This is a genomic window from Mycobacterium sp. OTB74 (genome assembly GCF_029892685.1).
GTDB lineage: Bacteria > Actinomycetota > Actinomycetes > Mycobacteriales > Mycobacteriaceae > Mycobacterium.
Window position 1 is genome coordinate 62,774 of record NZ_JARXVD010000023.1, and the last position, 19,236, is coordinate 82,009.

A 19,236-nucleotide genomic window follows, 5' to 3' on the forward strand; every position below is an offset into this window, starting at 1 on the left:
TGCCGCTGCCGCTTGTCGAGCTGACCTTGGCTACCAGCCGCGCGGCCCGCGGCGCCTCGGCCTCCGACGGCTTCGGCGCGGCCTCTTCCTCCCCACCGATTCGGGCCGCCAACTGGGCGACCGTAGGCGCATCGAACAACGTGCGCACTGAAAGACGGGAATTCAGACTGGTATTGACTGCGGAGATGAGGCGCATCGCCAACATCGAATCCCCGCCCAAGTTGAAGAACGAGTCGTCCGCGCCGACACGCTCGACTCCGAGCACCTTGGCGTAGATACCCGCCAGAACCTCCTCGACCTCGGTAGCAGGGGCGCGATAATGACCCGCATTCTGATACTCCGGAGCCGGCAGTGCGCGGATGTCGAGCTTGCCGTTGACCGTCAACGGCAACGCATCGATCGCGACGACGGCGGCCGGAACCATATAAGCGGGTAGCCGCTCAGCCAGCGCGACACGCACCTTCACCGAATCCGCTGTGCCGGTGAAATACCCCACCAGGCGCTTGTCACCGGGACGGTCCTCGCGGGCGATCACCACCGCCTGCTCAACCCCGTCAAGCTCATTCAGCGCGGCCTGAATCTCGCCGAGTTCGATGCGATACCCACGGATCTTGACCTGCTCATCGGCACGCCCCACATACCGCAGTTCGCCATCTGCGCCCCACCACACCAGATCGCCGGTGCGATACATCCGCTGACCCGGCGCCCCGAACGGGCACGCCACAAACCGCGAGGCCGACAACCCCGCCCGACCCACATACCCACACGCCAACCCCGACCCGGCCACATACAACTCGCCGACAGTGCCCGCCGGCACCGGGCGCAACCAACCATCCAGCACAAAGAAACCCAGATTGGCCAACGGACGCCCGATCGGGCTGACCGCGCTATCGGTATCGGCCGCAACGATTTCCCGGAACGACGCGTGCACAGTCGTCTCGGTGATCCCGTACATGTTGATCATCCGCGGCGAGCTTGGGTGGCTGTCGAGCCAGGACCGAAGGCGTTGTGGCTCAAGGGCTTCGCCACCGAACACCACAGCGTTGAGGGCAAGCTGCGGCTTGGGCTCTGCTTCGGACGCGTCGACGCTTTGCAGCGCATAGAACGCCGTGGGGGTCTGGCTCAAAACATTGACTTGTTCGGAGACCAGCAGCGCGTAGAACTCTTCCGGCGAGCGGACCACCGCGTCGGGCACCACCACCAAACGGCCGCCATACAGCAGGGGACCCCAGATCTCCCATACTGAGAAATCGAAGGTCAGGGAATGACACTGCGTCCAAACCTGCTGTGCCAGTTCCATATCCGTGGCCAGCGCCTCCAGCAGGCGGGTCACGTTCTGATGCGGTATCGCCACACCTTTGGGCGTCCCTGTGGTGCCTGAGGTGTAGATGATGTACGCGATGTCGTCAGGAGTCGGCCCCGGCACCGGCGTGCTCGGCTGGGCGTCGACGGCAGGATCGCTGAAATCGATGACGAGCAGATCCCGTCCATCGAGTCGGGGGCGCAACTCGGCGGTGCTGATCGCGGCGACCGGCGCGGCATCCTCCAGGACGAACTGCATCCGCGTCTCCGGCACCGCCGGATCGACCGCGACGTAGGTTGCCCCGGTTTTCAGCACGGCCAGGATGGCCACAACCGCCTCGGCCGACCTCGGCAACAACAACGCCACCCGCTGCCCGGGGCCCGCACCGTGGGCTACCAGCAGGTGCGCGAGCCGGTTCGTCGTGTCGTCTAGCTCGCGATACGTCCATGACTGCGCCTCGCAGGTGATCGCCACCGCATCCGGGATACGCGCCGCCTGGGCCGCAAACACCGCCGGAATCGACACCGGCGCGCTCAACGGCTCCGCGAGCACCGCACGATTGCCCCACGTGCCGAGGGAATCGCGCTCGGAGGAATCGAGTACGTCGATCGACGGCAACGGTCGCTCGGGATCGGCGATCATGGCTGCCAGAACGCGTTTGAGCCGCTCGATCAGCGTTTCGATGCTGGCTGCGTCGAACACCTCGGTGTCGTACTCGACGCGCAGTGCCAGTTGGTCACCCGGAATGGCCTGGATCGCGATGGGGTAGTGGTTGTACTCGTGGTGCTCGAACTTCGTGACGGCCAATCCGTCGTCACCCGACAACTTTGCGGCATCGATCGGATAGTTCTCGTAGACGAAGAGCGTGTCGAATAGTTGGTCTTGCTCTGTGACACGGTGAATCTCGCTGAGCGCCAGATGCTGATGATCCAAGGTCCGGGCGTAATCGCTCTGAAGCTGTGCGAGCAGATCACTCGACGTGGTTGCCGCAGTCATGCCGGCGCGCACCGGCACCGTGTTGATCAGCAGACCCACCATCGAGTCCGCGCCATACAACTCGTCCGGCCGACCCGACACGGTCGTACCGAACACCACGTCACGCTGACCCGTCAACGACATCAACACCCGCGCATACGCACCCTGCAACACCGTGCTGACCGTGGTGTGACACGACCGCGCCAACTCACCAAGAGCTCGAGTCATCTGCTCGGAGAAGGTAAACGAGGCAACGTCTCGGACGCCCGGTTCCTCGCCCGCCGGGCCGACGAGTGTCGGGGTGTCGAATCCGGCCAGCACCTGCTCCCACGCCGCGCAAGCAGCATCAAGATCACGACCGGCCAACCACGTGACAAAGCGCCGATAAGGCGGAGCCGGAAGCAACCGCTGTCCGTAATAGCTCGCGAACACCTCACCCAACAGAATCGGCAGCGACCACCCATCCAAAACAATGTGGTGATTGGTCAACACGAACCGGTACTGATCAACCCCGGTCCGAATCAACGCCGCCCGAAACGCCGGCTGAGTAGCCAACTCGCAGACCGCAATCCGCTCTTCTGCGCACACCTGCGCAATCTGCTCGTCGGCATCGGCGCCGTCGAGCTCGACGTACTGCCAGGGCACCACCGGATCCGCGAGGATGATCTGAACTGGCGGGTCGAATTTCTGGGAGAACCGGGCCACCAAATGCGGATGCCGGGCCACCACCGCCTGCACCGCATCATGCAGCCGGTCCGGATCCAGCGGACCACTCAAACTCACATACAGCTGCACCGCATACACATCGTCGCCGCTCTTCGCCGCACTGGCGAGAAACAGCAAACCCTGCTGCAGAGGAGTGAGCGGCACAACATCAGATATCTGCATACTGCCGCTGCAACTCGTCGATCTGCTCCTGGCTCAGGCTGGCCGCGATATCCGACGGTGATAACCCACCGCCGCCGCTTTGGACATGTGCGCACATCCCGGTCAAGGCCTCAAACCACAACTGGCTCAACCGGTTAACCTGCGCTTCGTTCAATGCCGAGGGCGCCCACATCCACGCCGCGCCCAGGGACGGCCCAGCGTCGGTGTCGACCGTGCCGGCATTGAGCTCCAAGGTATGCATCATCGGTATGGCCGGCTTCACGTGCGGACTGATGTTCGCCAAGCCATCCCAGCAGATCTGCCATGCGTTGCCGGATGTTTCGGCCGTGGTCGCACCTTGGCGCCCCAGATAGTTGAACCCGATCACCGGATCCGGCCCTTCCAAATCGACCTCGCTGTTCAGATAACGCAGGGCTCCATAGTTCAGACCCTCAGGAAGCGCCCGCAGCTGCTCCTTGGCAGCCTTGACCACCGCGCCCAGCCTTGCGTCACCTGCTGTCACCTGCGCCCAGCTCAGCCCGCCCACATCGAGCGACACGGGGTACTTGGCGGTGAACCACCCCACCGTGCGCGACAGGTCGACATCGGCTGCCAGCTCCTCGTCGCGTCCGTGACCCTCGACATCGATAGCGATCGGCGACCCACCGGTACCGAGGAATTCCGTTGTGGCCAAAGCGAATGCGATCAACAAGACTTCGTGAATGCCGACGTGGAACGCCGCGGGGACCTCACCCAGCAGCGTCTGGGTGGTCTCGATGTCCAGATACGCCGCAAGGTTCCCGGCACTGCGGAGAGTGTCCACCTTGGGGTCCACCGCAGGCAATGCGGCGGGCGTCGCCGCGATGTGCCGCCACGTGTCTGCCTCGTCCACAACATCGGTGCGGTATGCGTGATCCGCCAGCAGCGACGCCCACCGGGCGAACGACGTCCCCGGCTCAGGCAGTACCACCGGCTGGCCGGCACGATGCTGGGCCCAGCCGAAGTTGAGGTCCTCCAACAGGATTCGCCATGACACGCCGTCGATCGCCAGATGGTGCACGATCGCCACCAACCGGCCTGTCGACTTCACCCACACCGCGCTCAGCATGACGCCAGCGGCGGGGTTCAACTGCGACCCGGCGTACACCATAGCCTCGTTGGTCAGCACGTCGACGGTATGTAGGCGCGAACGGGCATCTACCGAGCCCGCTTCGGGCACCTCGAGCGACCAGCCACCTGCACCGGCCTCCCCTTCTTGGGCGGAGATCCGCAACCGCAGCATGGCATGGCTATCCAACACAGCCTGCAACATCACGAGTACGTCGGCTTCGGTAGTCCCCACCGGCGCCTGCACGACAACTGTCTGATTGAAGAGGTCGATCGGGCTGCCCGCGGCTTCCAGACTCTCCAGCCAGCGGATGATCGGGGTGCTGATAACCGGGCCCACTCCGTCGGCGCTGAGATCGGTGTCGGCATCGATCGCCACGGCCACCTGAGCCAATCGAGCCACGGTCTGCTCGACGAAGATATCGCGTGGACGGCACAACACCCCCGCGGCCCGAGCCCGTGCGACCACCTGCATGGACAGGATGCTGTCGCCACCCAGCTCGAAGAACGACTCGTCCACCCCGACTCGCTCGAGCCCGAGCACTTGGGCGTAGATGTCGGCCAGAATCTCCTCGACTGCATCGGTCGGAGCCTGATACCGATCGGCGTCCTGATACTCGGGCGCGGGCAGTGCGCGGGTGTCGAGCTTGCCGTTGACCGTCAACGGCAACGCATCGATCTCCACCAATGCGGTGGGCACCATGTAGGCGGGCAGTCGCTCAGCCAGTTCAGCGCGGACCTTCACCGCTTCCGCGGTCCCAGTGAAGTAACCCACCAGGCGCTTGTCCCCGGGACGATCCTCGCGGGCGATCACCACCGCCTGCTCAACCCCGTCAAGCTCATTCAGCGCGGCCTGAATCTCGCCGAGTTCAATGCGATACCCGCGGATCTTGACCTGCTCGTCGGCGCGGCCGATGTATTCGAGCTCCCCATCGGCGCTCCACCGCGCCAGATCGCCGGTGCGATACATCCGCTTGCCCGGAGCCCCGAACGGACACGCCACAAACCGCGAGGCCGACAACCCCGCCCGGCCCACATAGCCGTAGGCCAACCCCGACCCGGCCACATACAGTTCTCCGACAGTGCCCGCCGGCACCGGCTGCAGCCAACCATCGAGCACAAAGAAACCCAGATTGGCCAACGGTCGCCCGATCGGGCTGACCGCATGGTCGATATCGGCCTCGGTGATTTCCCGGAACGACGCGTGCACGGTCGTCTCGGTGATCCCGTACATGTTGATCATCCGGGGCGAACCCGGGTGGCTTTGTAGCCAGGTCCGAAGGCGGTGTGGCTCAAGAGCTTCGCCACCGAACACCACAGCGTTGAGCGCAAGCTGCGGCTCGGACTCGTCGGTGGACGCAGCCACGCTTTGCAGCGCATAGAACGCCGTGGGCGTCTGGCTCAGAACATTGACCTGCTCGGACACCAAGAGGGCGTAGAAATCCTCCGACGAACGGACCACCGCGTCGGGCACCACCACCACCCTGCCGCCGAACAACAGCGCACCCCAGATCTCCCACACCGAGAAATCGAAGGCCAGGGAATGGCACTGCGTCCAAACCTGTTCGGCCAGTTCCATATCCGTGGCCAGCGCCTCCAGCAGGCGGGTCACGTTGTGGTGGGGTACCGGCACGCCTTTGGGCGTTCCGGTGGTTCCCGAGGTGTAGATGATGTATGCGATGTCGTCAGGAGCCGGCCCCGGTAATGTCGTGGTGGGTTGGCCCGCAACTGCGGGGTCGCTGAAGTCGATGACACGCAGATCTCGCCCATCGAGCCGCGCCCGCAGCTCCGAGGAGGTAACCGCAGCGACCGGCGCGGCATCCTCGAGCACAAACTGCATCCGCGACTCCGGCACCGCCGGATCAATGGCGAGATAGGTTGCCCCGGTCTTGAGCACGGCCAAGATGGCCACAACCGCCTCGGCCGACCTCGGCAACAACAACGCCACCCGCTGCCCGGGGCCCGCACCGTGAGCTACCAGCAGGTGCGCCAGTTGGTTCGTCGCCTCGTCAAGCTGGCGATACGTCCACGACTGCCCTTCACAGCTGACCGCCACCGCATCCCGGACACGAGCCACCTGAGCGGCAAACACCGCCGGAATCGACACCGGCGCGCTCAACGGCTCCGCGAGCACCGCACGATTGCCCCACGTGCCGAGGGAATCGCGCTCGGAGGAATCCAGTACGTCGATCGACGAGAGCCGCCGCGCTGGGTCGGCGGTCATCGCCACCAGCACGTCCAGTAGGCGCCTCGTCACCTCGGCGCAGTCCCAATCCGCGAACAGGTGTCCTGCCCCCAGCGTGCTGAGGAATAGCTCGTCGCCAAGCCCGGAGAACGTAAACCCAGCGCCACCCGCAAGCCCGGAATTGGTCATGTTGGCCGACGCAGGAACGCCTCCGAAGTCCAACGTGAATGCGGCCGGGAAGAAGTTGATGGCCATCCGATCGGCGGTTTGTGTGCCGCGCTCGAGCGAGTGCACCGGAAACCTCTGATGCAGCACGGCTTCTTGGATTCGCGTGTCGACCTGCTTGCAGAAATCGCGCACCGACGCCTCTGCGGGGGTGCGCAACACCAGCGGCACCAACCCGGCAGCCATCCCCGGGAGTGTTTTCAGCTCCGGACGGATTCGCCTGCTGACGGGGAAGTCGAATACCACCTCGGAGCCCTCAGCGCAGCGGCCGCGCACCAAGAGGGCGGTCGCCGCAGTGATGACCGAGCTGCGCGGGATGTCCCATTCATGGGCCAGCGCGTCGACTCGCCGGAGAACTACGGGATCCAGGGGAACAGGGGCCGAACGCCAACCGGCATCCGACTCGTCAGAGGCTTGTGGCAGCCGGTTGTTCGGTCCGCTTTCGGCAGGCAGGTTCGCGGTCCAGTAGACCTGGTCTTCACGATAGTCGCTGGACGATTCGTATTCCGATTCGCATTCAAGCAAATCCTGCAATGAACCAAAGAATGCCGGCGGAACGAGATCGCCAGAAATGGTCGCGGAGTAAATCGACGCGACGCGATTGACAAGCAACCAAATGCCGGCACCATCTATAACGATATGGTGGAAGCATCCGAATACGTAGAATTCTGAGGGTCCAGTCTCAAATAAAGCGTATTTGAACAGCGGGCCCGTGAACGGCATGGGTGTGCGCTGAATCGACAGCGCCATCTCATGTACGTCATGTGCCGGATCGCTAGATCCGCTGAAGTCGTAGAAGTCCAGCTCGATTTCCGGGTAATCGATCACCCGCTGGAAGACTTGGCCGTCCTCCTCGAAGAATGCAGCTCTGACCGGTTCCGCTTCACGCATCGCACGTTGCAGCGCCCACTCGAAAGCGTCGCGCTCCAGCGCGCCCTCGACTTTCAGCAGCATGCCGATTTGCCAGTCCGTGCCGGCTTGGCCCGTTTCCTGTGCCAGCCAGATATCAAGCTGCGCGCGCGTCAGCGGAAGCGCGCCCTCATTGAGCTCCATGAGACTCCAGACTCAATCGTTACTAGTCAGATGCCCGGCTACCTGCAAGCCGTTCGCGAAGGCTCTTCGGCCGAATGTCGGGCCAGTTCCCTTCGATGTAGTCCAGGCACGAAGCGCGGTCCGCTTTGCCGTAAACCACCTGCCAACCGGCTGGAACATCGGCAAAGGACGGCCAGAGGCTGTGTTGCTCCTCGTCGTTGACCAAGACGAAAAAGCTGCCGTTATCGTCGTCAAACGGGTTGATGCTCACCGATACTCCAGACTTAATTGACGTTGCCGCAACAAGTTGTAAACCATACTTCCCGGCGTGACCCCTGTCACGGAGTTTGGTGTGACCCACGTCACCGGCAAGCCCGCGCGGACGTCGAACCAGCAAAGTCGACGGTGCCCCGCTGTTCGAAGGAGCAGCCAGGGCGTGGATCAACCGATACGCCGCGACCGGGCGAAGTCCTCCAACCAATCGGCAGCGGCTGCGGCGCTCTTGGGGGGTTCGGTAATCCGGACTGCGAGCTCGCCGGCCCGCCCGACGTAGTCGGGGGCAAGGATGGCGCGTAGGTCGGCGACCAGCGACTCCTCGGTAACGGTTGAGAAGCGCCGGGCAGTACCCACCTTCAACCGTTTGACCGCAGTTCCGTAGATCGCGTGAACGAGGTCCCAGAATAGAATCAGCTGGGGGACTCCGGCGCGCATGACGATGGGCGTGGTGCTCGAGCCACCGTGGTGGACGACTGCCCGGCAGGCGGGAAAGACGGTCGAGTAGTTCATGGTGCCGACCACTTTGACGTGCTCGAACTGCGGAACGTTCGTGAAATCGGTGCCGGCGGCACCAACGAGTGCACGCTCGCCCAGCCGCGCGCAAGCCGCGGCGATCATGGCGATCGTGTCGGCCGGAGATTCCACCGGAATGCTGCCGAAGCCGAAGAAAATCGGCGGGGTTCCGGCGGCTATCCAGGAGAGGACTTCGTCATCGGTGTCGGCGCCCAACTCCAGCGTCAGAGTCCCGACAAACGGCCGTTGGGCATCCCATTGCGCCCATTCGGCCGCGAGGCCCGGAAAACATGCCTCGTCATACGCCTGGATCTCCAGCGACCCGCGTTGGGTGATCCGCCATGGCGCGGACCGTGTCGCCTTCGGCAGGCCCAGGTCGCGGCGCTGGGTGTCTTCGGCTTTCTTGGTCCCTCGCCACGACATCCACCAGAACGCCCTGACGACCGCTCGGGCCAGCGGCGCAGGCAGGAATGGAAGGACCCGGCTGTTCGGCCGCAGCGGGAAGTAATGCAACGTGGCGAACGGAATGTCGTAGTGCTCGGCGACGTTGGAGGCGGCGTCTTCGAAGTTGATCCCGCTGAATATCAGGTCGGCCCCGTCCGCCAACGACATCAACGTCGCGCTCATGTCCTGCCAACCCTGGTACAGGGGCCCCGATATTTCGCCCCGTGCCCTGGCCATCTCCCGGAGTTTCCACGGGCGGCTGAAGAAGCACGTCCAGTAATCGCGGTGCGCGTCCAGAATCGACCGTGAGTTCGGCCCGAATCCGACAGTGGCCGGCACGGCAGCCTTGGTGAAGGCGATCAGATCAGGCGGGACCGCCATGCTTACGTCGTGCCCGCGGCGCACCAGCTCACGGCCGACAGCCGCGGTGGGCTCGACGTCACCGCGACTTCCCCACGTAGCCAGCACAAACTTCATCGGGGATGTTCGACCTTTCACTTCCCAGGAATGTTCTGCGGACGCCAGGCCCGCACTTCGCAGAGCTACCGCTGCTGAGCGGTGCTCATTGCGAGGAATTCGCCGACATACCGGGGTGGCTTCAGGTTGATCAGACGCGTGCGGTCGGCCTTGAGGTCCTCGTAGGTGAGCGCGGCAACCTGTTTGGGCGTGTACGGCAACGTCGATTCCGGCGTTCCCTTGCGTACGAATCCGACACCCTGGTCGCACTTGAGCACACCGACCACGAGGTCGGGGCGAGTGCTGCGCAGTTCGACGATGGCCTTCCAGACGTCGCCGTTCCAGATGCCGATCTTCAGCAGCCCTGTCTGCTGCGCCATGAACTCGTCCCACGACTCTGCGCGGCGGCCGGCCAACTCGAACGGCGGGTTGCAGTCGTGCAGGAAGATGACGCCGTCATCCTTTAAATAGCGCACGGTGTTCTCGACGTCGCGCACCACCTGCTCGTAGGTGTGCAGCCCGTCGATCAACGCAACATCGATAGGGTTTTGCTCCAGCAGCGCTGTCTCATTCTCGAAGAAGGCGTCGCTGGTGGTCTCGAAATACTGCGTGACACGCCCTTTGGCGTTCGCGAGCTCGCGGGTGCGCTCGGTAAGGCGGAACGCCGGGTCGACGGCGAGCTTCACATCCGCACTGATCCGCTGGAAGGCCTGTCCGCGTGAGACGCCGATCTCGAGGTAGACAGGGTTGGATCGCATAGCGAGCGCCTGCCGGACGGCCCTGATCCGGTTCATGCCTGGCATCGCGTCAGCCAGCTCCACCAGACGGCTGTTGATATTCACGCGACGATCTTTACCACAAAGGGGTAGTGCTACATGAGCGTTTTGACGCACTCGTCAAAACGGTAAGAATAGTCGGTCATGTCGCGTTCATTCGAGATCGTGAGCGAGTCAGCCGCCAGCGTCGATCAGATTCATGCCGCGTTCAGGCGTGAGGACTACTGGCTGGACCTGATGGGCGGCGACGCCGCGTCCACACTGGATTCACTGGTCATCGACGCCGACGGCGTGGTGGACGTGCACATCACGCGACACCTGGGTCGCCAGATCCTGCCGGCTCTGGTTACGAATTTCGTACCCGGCGACCTGAAACTTCTGTACCACGAGACGTGGCGACAAACCCGCGACGGTCAGTTGCATGGGCAGACCCACGTTTCGGCTTCCGGCGGACTGGGATCGAGCCGCGCGGAGAATCGGCTGACGCCGAGGGGCACCGCGTCCCACCTGCGTTCCATCGGAAAAGTGGCGGTCAAAATTCCTTTGGTGGGCGGCACGCTCGAGAAATCGATCAGCGCGGGTCTGGCAGCGAGCATCCCCGCGACGCTGCGTTTCACCACCACGTGGATCGCCGAACACGCCTGAAGCGGTGCCGGCGCACTCGAGGACCGCTGATGCGGGTGCCCTTTCTCGAAACCCCCAGTTATTGACGCGCGCGAATGTAACAATGCCTCGACTCGAAGGATGTCGCCGTTTCAGCAGATAGGTAGGTGATCTTGCGTTGATCTTGCGCCAGGCGCAGAGCGTCATCCCTACCGAGAGCGAGCAGACTCGGCGCGCAGCGCAGAAGACCTTCCGCCCGGATATCGAGGGCTTGCGCGCCGTCGCAGTGACGGCCGTGGTGCTGTTCCACGCCGCAGTCCCCGGCATCGGCGGCGGCTACGTGGGCGTCGACGTGTTCTTCGTCATCTCCGGATTCCTGATCACCGGACTGCTATGGCGCGAGGTAAGCGGTACCGGCACCGTGCGGCTTCGCAGTTTCTACGGCGCGCGCGCCCGCCGGCTGCTGCCGGCCTCGGCGACCGTCGGCGTCATCACCATGATCGCCTCGGCGATCCTGCTGCCGCCGCTGCAGGCTCGCCCCGCCATCAGCGATGGCATCGCCAGTGCGCTGTACGTCAGCAATTACCAGTTCGTCATGCGCGGCGTCGACTACTTCGGCAATCATGTGACAGCGTCGCCGTTCCTGCATTACTGGTCGCTGGGCGTCGAGGAACAGTTCTACCTGGTGTGGGCGCCCATGCTGCTGGGCGCCGTCTGGCTGATCCGTTTGGCGCGTCGGGCGCGTCAGCGCCCAACAACCGACGCCACCGCCTCGAGGCGCCCGTTCATCGTGTTGCTGACGCTGGTTGTGGTCGCGTCGTTCGCACTGTCGTTTCTGGCGAGCTACATCGTGCCCTCGGCTGCGTTCTATTCGTTGCCCACGCGGGCGTGGCAGCTGGCTGTCGGCGGACTGGTCGCGCTGACCGCCGTTCACTGGCAACGCCTTTCACCGCGAATCACCGCAATCATGGGCTGGGCCGGGCTGGCCCTGATCCTGCTGGCCTGTGTTTGGTTGAGCTCGACCACGCTGTATCCCGGAACCGCAGCTCTGCTGCCCACTCTCGGGGCAGCACTCGTTATCGGCGCCGGCTGCGCCACGCCGAACCAAGGCGGCGGACGCCTGCTGGGATTGCCACCGATGCGGGCCATCGGCCGCATCTCGTACTCGTGGTACCTGTGGCACTGGCCGGTGCTGGTTCTCGCCCCGTTCGTGATGGGCCACCAGATCGGATTGGCAGCCCGCGTCATCGCGGCCCTGCTGTCCGCCGGACTGGCGTGGCTGACGCTCCGTTACCTGGAGAACCCGCTCCGTTTCGCCCCGAAGATCCACAACTCCGCCTGGCGCAGCCTCGGTCTGGGCGCGGTGGCGACCCTCATCGCAGTGTGCGTCGGGCTGGGACTCCTCAAGGTGATGCCCACCCCAGTCGGGCACGGCGCGCCTGCGACACCGCTGAACTTCACGGCAGCACCCGTCCCCGCCGGCGCCCCCATCGACGCCTACGACAGTGCGGTATCCCAGGCCGTCGCCCAAGTGCAGGCAGCGGTCGCCGCATCAGCCGACCTCAAAGCCGTCCCAGCCAATCTCACACCCCGGCTCGGGGAGGAGTCCGGCGAAGAGAACGGCCTCTTGTTCAACGGTTGCTTGCGCCAGCCGTTCGAAAGCGGGCAGCCCCAGTGCGCAATGGGCGATACCGGTTCGTCGACAACGGTTGCGCTGGTCGGTGATTCGCATGCGGCGATGTGGACCCCGGCGTTCCAGCAGGTCGCCAGCCAACGGCACTGGCGGCTCGAGATGCTGGCCAAGGGCGCCTGCCCGCTGCTGGATCTACCGATCACCAACCCCATGAGCCGCATGGCTGATCACTTCGAGCACTGTGCGCAGTGGCGCAGCCAGATCGTCACCCGGCTTGAAGCCGAACGGCCCCGGCTGATTGTGCTGAGTCTGTGGCGTGGTTACGGGACTGCGGAATCACTCTCGGGATACCGGGCGTATGACGCCGCGTGGATCGATGGCTTCGCTCGCCTGGTGCAGCGGCTGCGCGCCACCGGTGCGCAGGTGCTGGTACTCGGTCCGGTCCCGGATCCGCACGTCCACGTACCGGTCTGTCTGTCGGGATACCTCGATGACGTGCAGGCCTGCACGCCGGCTCGTTCGACCGCGGTGAACCAAGCGGGCATCGCTGCCGAAGCCGCCGCCACCAAGACCGGCGGCGGCGAATACGTCAGCATCACCGATCTGTTCTGCACCACCGAACGCTGCCCGGTCATCGTCGGCAACAACCTGGTCTACATCGACGACAACCACATCTCCCTCGAGTACTCACGGTTGCTCGCCCCGGTGATCGCAACACTGGCCGACCGCGCACTCGCTCACGGCTAGCGGAGGTTCTCGCTCTGCCGCAGCTAATGGGCACGTCCGATTCTCGAAACCACATCTCATGGGTGCATCAGCGTGTAAGAATGCCCCGACTCAATTGACGCGTCCGTTTATTAAGAAGGTAGGTGATCTTGCCCCACGCCGACAGCCTCAGCGCCACCGAGAGCCAGCAGAATCGGCGCGTAGAGCAGAAAACCTTCCGCCCCGATATAGAGGGCCTGCGCGCCATCGCGGTGCTGGGTGTGGTGCTGTTTCACGCAGCCGTCCCCGGCATCGGTGGCGGGTACGTAGGTGTCGACGTGTTCTTTGTCATCTCCGGATTCCTGATCACCGGGTTGCTTTGGCGTGAGGTGAGCAGTAGCGGCAGTGTCCGGCTGCGCAGCTTCTACGGCGCGCGCGCCCGGCGATTACTGCCGGCTTCGGCCACCGTCGGCATCATCACGATGATCGCCTCGCTGTTGCTGTTACCGCCGCTGCGGGTGCCGACGGTCCTGTACGACGGCGTCGCCAGCGCGCTGTATGTCGGCAACTACTGGTTCATCATCGACAACATCAACTATTTCTCCGACCTGCTGACGCCGTCGCCGTTCCTGCATTACTGGTCTTTGGGGGTCGAGGAACAGTTCTATCTGGTCTGGGCGCCATTCATCCTCGGCACCGCGTGGGTCATCCGTCGGTTCCGCCGCAACAGGACGCGAGCCATCTCGTCGTCGCGACGCCCCTATCTGATCGTCCTCGGACTGGTTGCAGCCGTCTCGTTCGCGTTGTCGCTGGTCATCACCTACGTAGTGCCCGCGATGGCGTTCTTCTCACTGCCCACCCGGGCTTGGCAGTTGGCCGTCGGTGGGTTGGTGGCGCTGACCGCTGTCCACTGGCAACGCCTGGCACCGCGCATGGCCGCCATCGCCGGCTGGACCGGCCTGGCCATGATCGTGATCGCCAGTGTGTGGTTCACCTCGACCACTCCCTTTCCCGGTACCGCCGCGCTGATGCCCACCCTGGGCGCGGCGCTGGTGATCGGCGCGGGTTGTGCCACACCGTCGCAGGGCTGCGGACAGTTGCTGGGCACGTCGCCGATGCGGGCGGTGGGCCGCATCTCCTACTCCTGGTACCTATGGCACTGGCCCGTGCTGGTTCTCGCCCCGTTCCTGCTGGGCCATGCGCTCGGACTGGCCGAACGGATCATCGCGGCCCTGCTGTCTGCAGGACTGGCCTGGCTGACGCTGCGCTATCTGGAGAACCCGCTGCGCTTCTCCCCGAAGATCCGCAATTCCGCCTGGCGCAGCCTTGGCGTGGGTGCGGTGGCGACCATCATCGCGGTCTTTGTCGGCCTCGGCTTGATGAAGGTCGTGCCCACCCCAGTCGGCCACGGCGCTCCGGCGTCGGCAGTAACCCTCAACAATGCGTCGGTCCCCGCCGGTTCGGACATGGCCGCCTATGACGCCGCGGTCAGAGAGACCTTCGCCCAGGTGCAGGCGGCGCTCCCGGCGTCCCTCGCTATCAGAGCCGTCCCATCAAATCTGACCCCACCACTGACCAACCTGGCCGCCGAACAACAGGACTACACCTACAAGGGCTGTCTGCGCACGCCCTACGAAGGTGGACAGCCCGAGTGCGCGATGGGTGACACCGCCTCACCCAACACAGTGGCGCTGATCGGCGACTCCCATGCCGCGATGTGGACACCGGCGTTCCAACAGATCGCCACCCAACGGCACTGGCGGCTGGAAATGATGGCCAAGGAAGCTTGCGCCCTCAACGACGCACGCTCCGGCGGCACCTTCAGCAACCTGGTCGAAGACCTTCAGCACTGCCAACAATGGCGCGACGAGATCGTCGCCCGACTCAAGGCTGAGCGTCCCCGGCTTGTCGTCGTAAGTATGTGGCGGGGCTACGGCACCGACGAAACGATGTCCGGCTTCCGGTCATACGACGCCGGCTGGCTCGACGGCACGACTCAGCTTGTACGGCAACTGCGCGACACCGGCGCACAGGTTCTGGTGCTCGGACCGATCCCGAGCCCCCATTCCAACGTGCCGATCTGCGTGTCTGGGCGCCTCGATGACGCGACGGCCTGTTCGCTGTCGCGGTCGGCCGCGGTGAACCAATCGGGTGTGAGCGCTGAAGCCGCCGCGACAACTGCAGGCGGCGGACAGTACGCCGACCTCAGCGACCTGTTCTGCGCCGCGGAACGCTGCCCGGTCATTGTCGGCAACACGTTGGTCTATCTCGACGTCAGCCATCTGACCCTTCAATACTCGCGAGTGTTGACGCCGGCCATCGCAGCGCTGGCCGACCGCGCCCTCGCCAACGGTTAGTCAACAGGAGGCTCACCTTGTCAAGATCCGTACTCATCACCGGCGGGGCAGGGTTCATCGGGTCCGCACTCGCGCGTCGTCTCGTGGGCTCCGGCTACGACGTCGCTGTGATGGACATCCTGCACCCGCAAGTGCACGGCGCCCATTCAGCCATCGACCTACCGGAATCCGTTCGGTTGTTCACGGGCGATGTCACCCACGGACCGGACATGGATGCCGTGCTCCGGTTGTTCCGTCCGTCCCAGATCGTCCATTTGGCGGCCGAGACCGGAACGGCGCAATCACTCTCCGAGGCGACGCGCCACGGCTCGGTGAACGTGGTCGGAACAACCCAACTTCTTGACGCCTTGAGTCGCGCAGGCCATACGCCCGATCAGCTCGTTCTGGCTTCGTCGAGAGCCGTCTACGGCGAGGGCGCGTGGGAATCGGGCGGACAGGTCTACCACCCACAGCCTCGCAGCCACGCGCAGCTGGAAGCAGGCATCTGGGATCCCACGGGGCCCACCGGGGACGCAGCCGTACCGCTTCCGAGCTGTGCGGGCCGGACGGAGCCTCGCCCGACAAATATCTACGCCGCAACCAAACTCGCCCAAGAGCACATACTTTCGGCCTGGGCAGCCTCTCACGACACAAATATCAGCGTGCTCCGTCTGCAGAACGTCTACGGGCCAGGCCAGTCGCTGACAAATTCGTACACCGGAATCGTCGCGCTGTTCGCGCGGTTGGCCCGCCAGCAGCAGTCGTTGGAAATCTACGAAGACGGCCGGATCATGCGGGATTTCGTATATATCGATGATGTTGTCGAGGGGCTGTTCGCTGCGATAGCAAAACCTGCGGCTGGATCACGCTGCGTGGACATCGGGTCGGGCGTCCCGACCACCATTCATGAGCTTGCTCAAGCGATCGCCACTATCTGCGGTGCCCCCGAACCGGTTGTCGTAGCGAAATTCCGCGACGGTGACGTACGCGCTGCCAGGTGCGACATCGAACCGGCAATGAAGGAACTCGACTGGCATCCCAAGTGGACTCTCGAAGACGGTCTGCGCGCCCTGCTTGATTGGATCGGCGAGCCTCGTGAATGACCCGTTGCGCCAACCAATTACACACATCCGTCAGCCATCCTGAAGTAGGTAGGAAATGATCTTCAGCCTCACAGTTGCGACGCAGACGTCGCTACTTCGACTCCGCTCTCGCGATGGTCTGTTCTCGTGATCGAACTTGACGGCGTAGCGAAGACGTTCGACGGGGATGTACTCGCATTACAAGACGTAAGCTTTTCTGTTCCCACTGGGTCGATCTGCGCCTTGCTGGGTCATAACGGTGCAGGAAAGACGACCACGATCAATATCCTGTCCACGTTGATGCGGCCCACTTATGGCCAAGCAATCGTGGCCGGGTATGACGTCGCCCGCGAGCCCGCCAAAGTACGGGAATCCATCTCCTTGACGGGACAGATCGCCGCGATCGACTGGCAGCTCACCGGCCGGGAGAACCTGGTGATGTTCAGCCGACTGCACGGAATGCGCCGAAAAGAGGCCAACGCGCGAGCCGACGCGTTGATCGAACAATTCGACCTGGTCGACGCCGCTGACCGGAACGTGGTCACCTATTCCGGTGGTATGCGGCGGCGCATCGATATCGCCGCCGCACTGGTCGTTCCGCCGAAAGTGCTCTTCCTCGACGAGCCGACAACCGGGTTGGATCCGCGCAGCCGCCGCAGTGTGTGGGACCTTGTGTCGTCGTTGGCGGCTGACGGCGTGACGGTCCTTCTCACCACGCAGTACCTCGAAGAAGCCGATGTGCTCAGCGATTCGATCGTCGTCCTCAATCACGGTCGCGTTGTCGCAACCGGAACCGCTGACGACCTCAAGCGCCGTATCGGGTTCAGCTATTGCACGGTCAGTCCGGTCAATCCCGCCGACCTGTCCAAGATCCTCGCCGCGGTCACCGATCTTCAGGACGCCCAAGCCGATGAAGAAGCCAACACCGTGTCGGTTTTGGCAACCGACGGCGTTGCGACACTCAGTGAGGTGTTCCGCCGGGTCGATCAGCTTGACGTTGAGCTGGAAGACATTTCGCTGCGCAAGCCGTCCCTGGACGAGGTGTTCCTCCACCTTACGGGCAGCGTCGCAGCGTGACCTCCGTTGCTGTTCTGACCGAACGCATGGTGCGCAACACACTGCGCAGCGATTTGCCGTTCGCGGTTTTGGCGCCCGCGGGCAACTTCATCATCTTCAACCTCGCGCTGCGCAATGTGATCGACACCGGCGGGATTGGTTACCCGCAATACCTTCTACCCGTGATCATCGTCCAGGTGACGTTGCTCGGCGCGCTGACAACCGTCGACCGGGCTGCCCGAGACCATCAGTCTGAGCTGGGACTTCGGTTCCGCACATTGCCCATCCCAACGATCGCACCGCTGGCGGCCCGCATGCTGTACTGCCTCATCCGCGGGGGCATCGCCCTGGTCGCCACGATCGCGGCAGGGTACGCCTTCGGCTTCCGAATGCTCGGCGGGCCAGTCCATCTCGTGGTTTTCACATGTTTCGTCCTGGCGTTGACACTGGCACTATCGCTTGCCGCAGATGCAACCGGGGTGGGGATCTCAGGAGCTTCGATCGGCAGAACCGGGGGCTCCAGTCAGATCCTGCTCGTCCCCCAGATGTTGCTTGTCATGCTGTCCACCGGGATGGCGCCCGTCGACTCATTCCCCGAGTGGCTGCATGGGTTCGTCCGCTACCAGCCGGTGTCACAGGTGACCGAAACCCTGCGTGGGCTCGCCGCCGGCCATGTTGCAATCAGCAGTGTGGCGAGCAGCTTCGCCTGGTGCCTAGGCATGCTGGTGGTGTTCGGGGCCATCGCGGTGCGGATGCAGAGGCGGACGCAATGACCGCCACCGCACCAGTGCGCCGCTCGCTGCTCTCAGAGAGCTGGGTATTCGCCGTCCAGCATTTCAAGCACTGGCGCCACGACCCGATGGTGCCCGTCCAATCTGTGATTTTCCCAACGTTTCTGCTGATTACCTACTACCTGCTGGTCGGCAAGTCAGTACTGCGAATCACCGGCACGGACAGCCTCTACGGCTTGGTGCCGACGTGCGCAATAGCCGGAGCGTTTTCCGGGTCACTCGCGGTCGGCATGACCCTCACGTTCGAGCGTGACACAGGCTTACTCAGCCGACTGTGGGCGTTGCCGGTAAGTCGCGCCAGTGTGTTGACCGGCAGGCTGATCGCCGAGGCACTGCGGACGGTGGTGAGCACCGCGTTGATCACAGCGGTCGGAATCGGGCTCGGGCTCCGATTCCACGGGGGCCCGCTCGAGTTGCTGTTGTACCTGCTGGTTCCGGTGTTGGTAGTCGTCGTGTTTGCGATGGCCGTGGTCGCCGTAGCGGTACGGGCAAAGGACGGGACGGTGCTCATTTGGCTTGGGCTGCCCGCGATCACCGCCGTGTTCGCCAGCTCGGGCTCTCCACCCGTCGAATCGTTGCCCTCGTGGATGTGGCCGCTGCTGCGATTCCAGCCAATGGAGCCGATCGTGGAATCCATGCGGACGCTTGCCCTAGGTGGCCTCCCGTGGTGGCCCCTGCTATGGGGCGTGCTTTGGACGATTGCCGGTGCCTCGATCGTCGGACCGCTGGCTGTCCGCGGTTACCGTGCCGCAGCCGAATCAGGCGGTGTGCGCGGTTGACGTCGGCGGCAGCAGCTCAGTCACCCGCTTTTATGCGGTGGGATTTTTCGATTCAACAATCAACTAGCGAGCAGCCGGAGGTCGCGTTGGCA

The 19,236-nt window shown here is 64.0% G+C and carries 10 protein-coding genes and 1 pseudogene; 7 read left to right on the forward strand and 4 right to left on the reverse strand.

Translation table 11 applies throughout. From position 1 onward, the window contains the following. Nucleotides 1-97: 97 nt before the first annotated feature. The 4 genes and pseudogenes from M2432_RS28000 to M2432_RS24280 all read right to left on the reverse strand — a co-directional run. Nucleotides 98-7,715, reverse strand: a pseudogene (locus M2432_RS28000) (amino acid adenylation domain-containing protein); the annotation flags it as partial. A gap of 22 nt (nucleotides 7,716-7,737) precedes the next feature. Beyond that, a complete protein-coding gene (locus M2432_RS24270) occupies nucleotides 7,738-7,965 on the reverse strand; it encodes an MbtH family protein (protein WP_280829398.1) in 228 nt (75 codons plus the stop codon). A 170-nt stretch (nucleotides 7,966-8,135) separates the two neighbouring features. Beyond that, complete coding sequence (locus M2432_RS24275) at nucleotides 8,136-9,404, reverse strand: glycosyltransferase (protein WP_280829399.1); 1,269 nt, start codon at nucleotides 9,402-9,404, stop codon at nucleotides 8,136-8,138. A gap of 65 nt (nucleotides 9,405-9,469) precedes the next feature. Next, nucleotides 9,470-10,225, reverse strand: a complete 756-nt coding sequence (locus tag M2432_RS24280) for a class I SAM-dependent methyltransferase (RefSeq protein ID WP_280829400.1) — start codon at nucleotides 10,223-10,225, stop codon at nucleotides 9,470-9,472. 78 nt (nucleotides 10,226-10,303) lie between these two features. Between M2432_RS24280 and M2432_RS24285 the strand changes: the two genes are divergently transcribed. From M2432_RS24285 to M2432_RS24315, 7 genes are all read left to right on the forward strand, one after another. Next, complete coding sequence (locus M2432_RS24285) at nucleotides 10,304-10,804, forward strand: DUF2505 domain-containing protein (protein WP_280829401.1); 501 nt, start codon at nucleotides 10,304-10,306, stop codon at nucleotides 10,802-10,804. 163 nt (nucleotides 10,805-10,967) lie between these two features. Continuing rightward, nucleotides 10,968-13,142 carry an acyltransferase family protein gene (locus M2432_RS24290; protein ID WP_280829416.1) on the forward strand — a complete coding sequence of 725 codons (2,175 nt, stop codon included), beginning with the start codon at nucleotides 10,968-10,970 and terminating at the stop codon, nucleotides 13,140-13,142. 125 nt (nucleotides 13,143-13,267) lie between these two features. Beyond that, the gene (locus M2432_RS24295) at nucleotides 13,268-15,457 is read left to right on the forward strand and encodes an acyltransferase family protein (protein WP_280829417.1); all 2,190 of its coding nucleotides are present in this window, start codon (nucleotides 13,268-13,270) and stop codon (nucleotides 15,455-15,457) included. Nucleotides 15,458-15,474: 17 nt separating this feature from the next. Continuing rightward, nucleotides 15,475-16,539 (forward strand): NAD-dependent epimerase/dehydratase family protein, encoded by a 1,065-nt coding sequence (locus M2432_RS24300; RefSeq protein ID WP_280829402.1) that lies wholly within the window; start codon nucleotides 15,475-15,477, stop codon nucleotides 16,537-16,539. Between the two features lie 126 nt (nucleotides 16,540-16,665). Further along, the gene (locus M2432_RS24305; RefSeq protein WP_280829403.1) at nucleotides 16,666-17,595 is read left to right on the forward strand and encodes an ATP-binding cassette domain-containing protein; all 930 of its coding nucleotides are present in this window, start codon (nucleotides 16,666-16,668) and stop codon (nucleotides 17,593-17,595) included. After that, complete coding sequence (locus tag M2432_RS24310) at nucleotides 17,592-18,347, forward strand: ABC transporter permease (protein WP_280829404.1); 756 nt, start codon at nucleotides 17,592-17,594, stop codon at nucleotides 18,345-18,347. Before M2432_RS24305 ends, M2432_RS24310 begins: the two co-directional genes overlap by 4 nt. Next, nucleotides 18,344-19,144: an ABC transporter permease gene (locus tag M2432_RS24315; RefSeq protein WP_280829405.1), complete on the forward strand. Its 801-nt coding sequence runs from the start codon at nucleotides 18,344-18,346 to the stop codon at nucleotides 19,142-19,144. Before M2432_RS24310 ends, M2432_RS24315 begins: the two co-directional genes overlap by 4 nt. Nucleotides 19,145-19,236 lie beyond the last annotated feature (92 nt).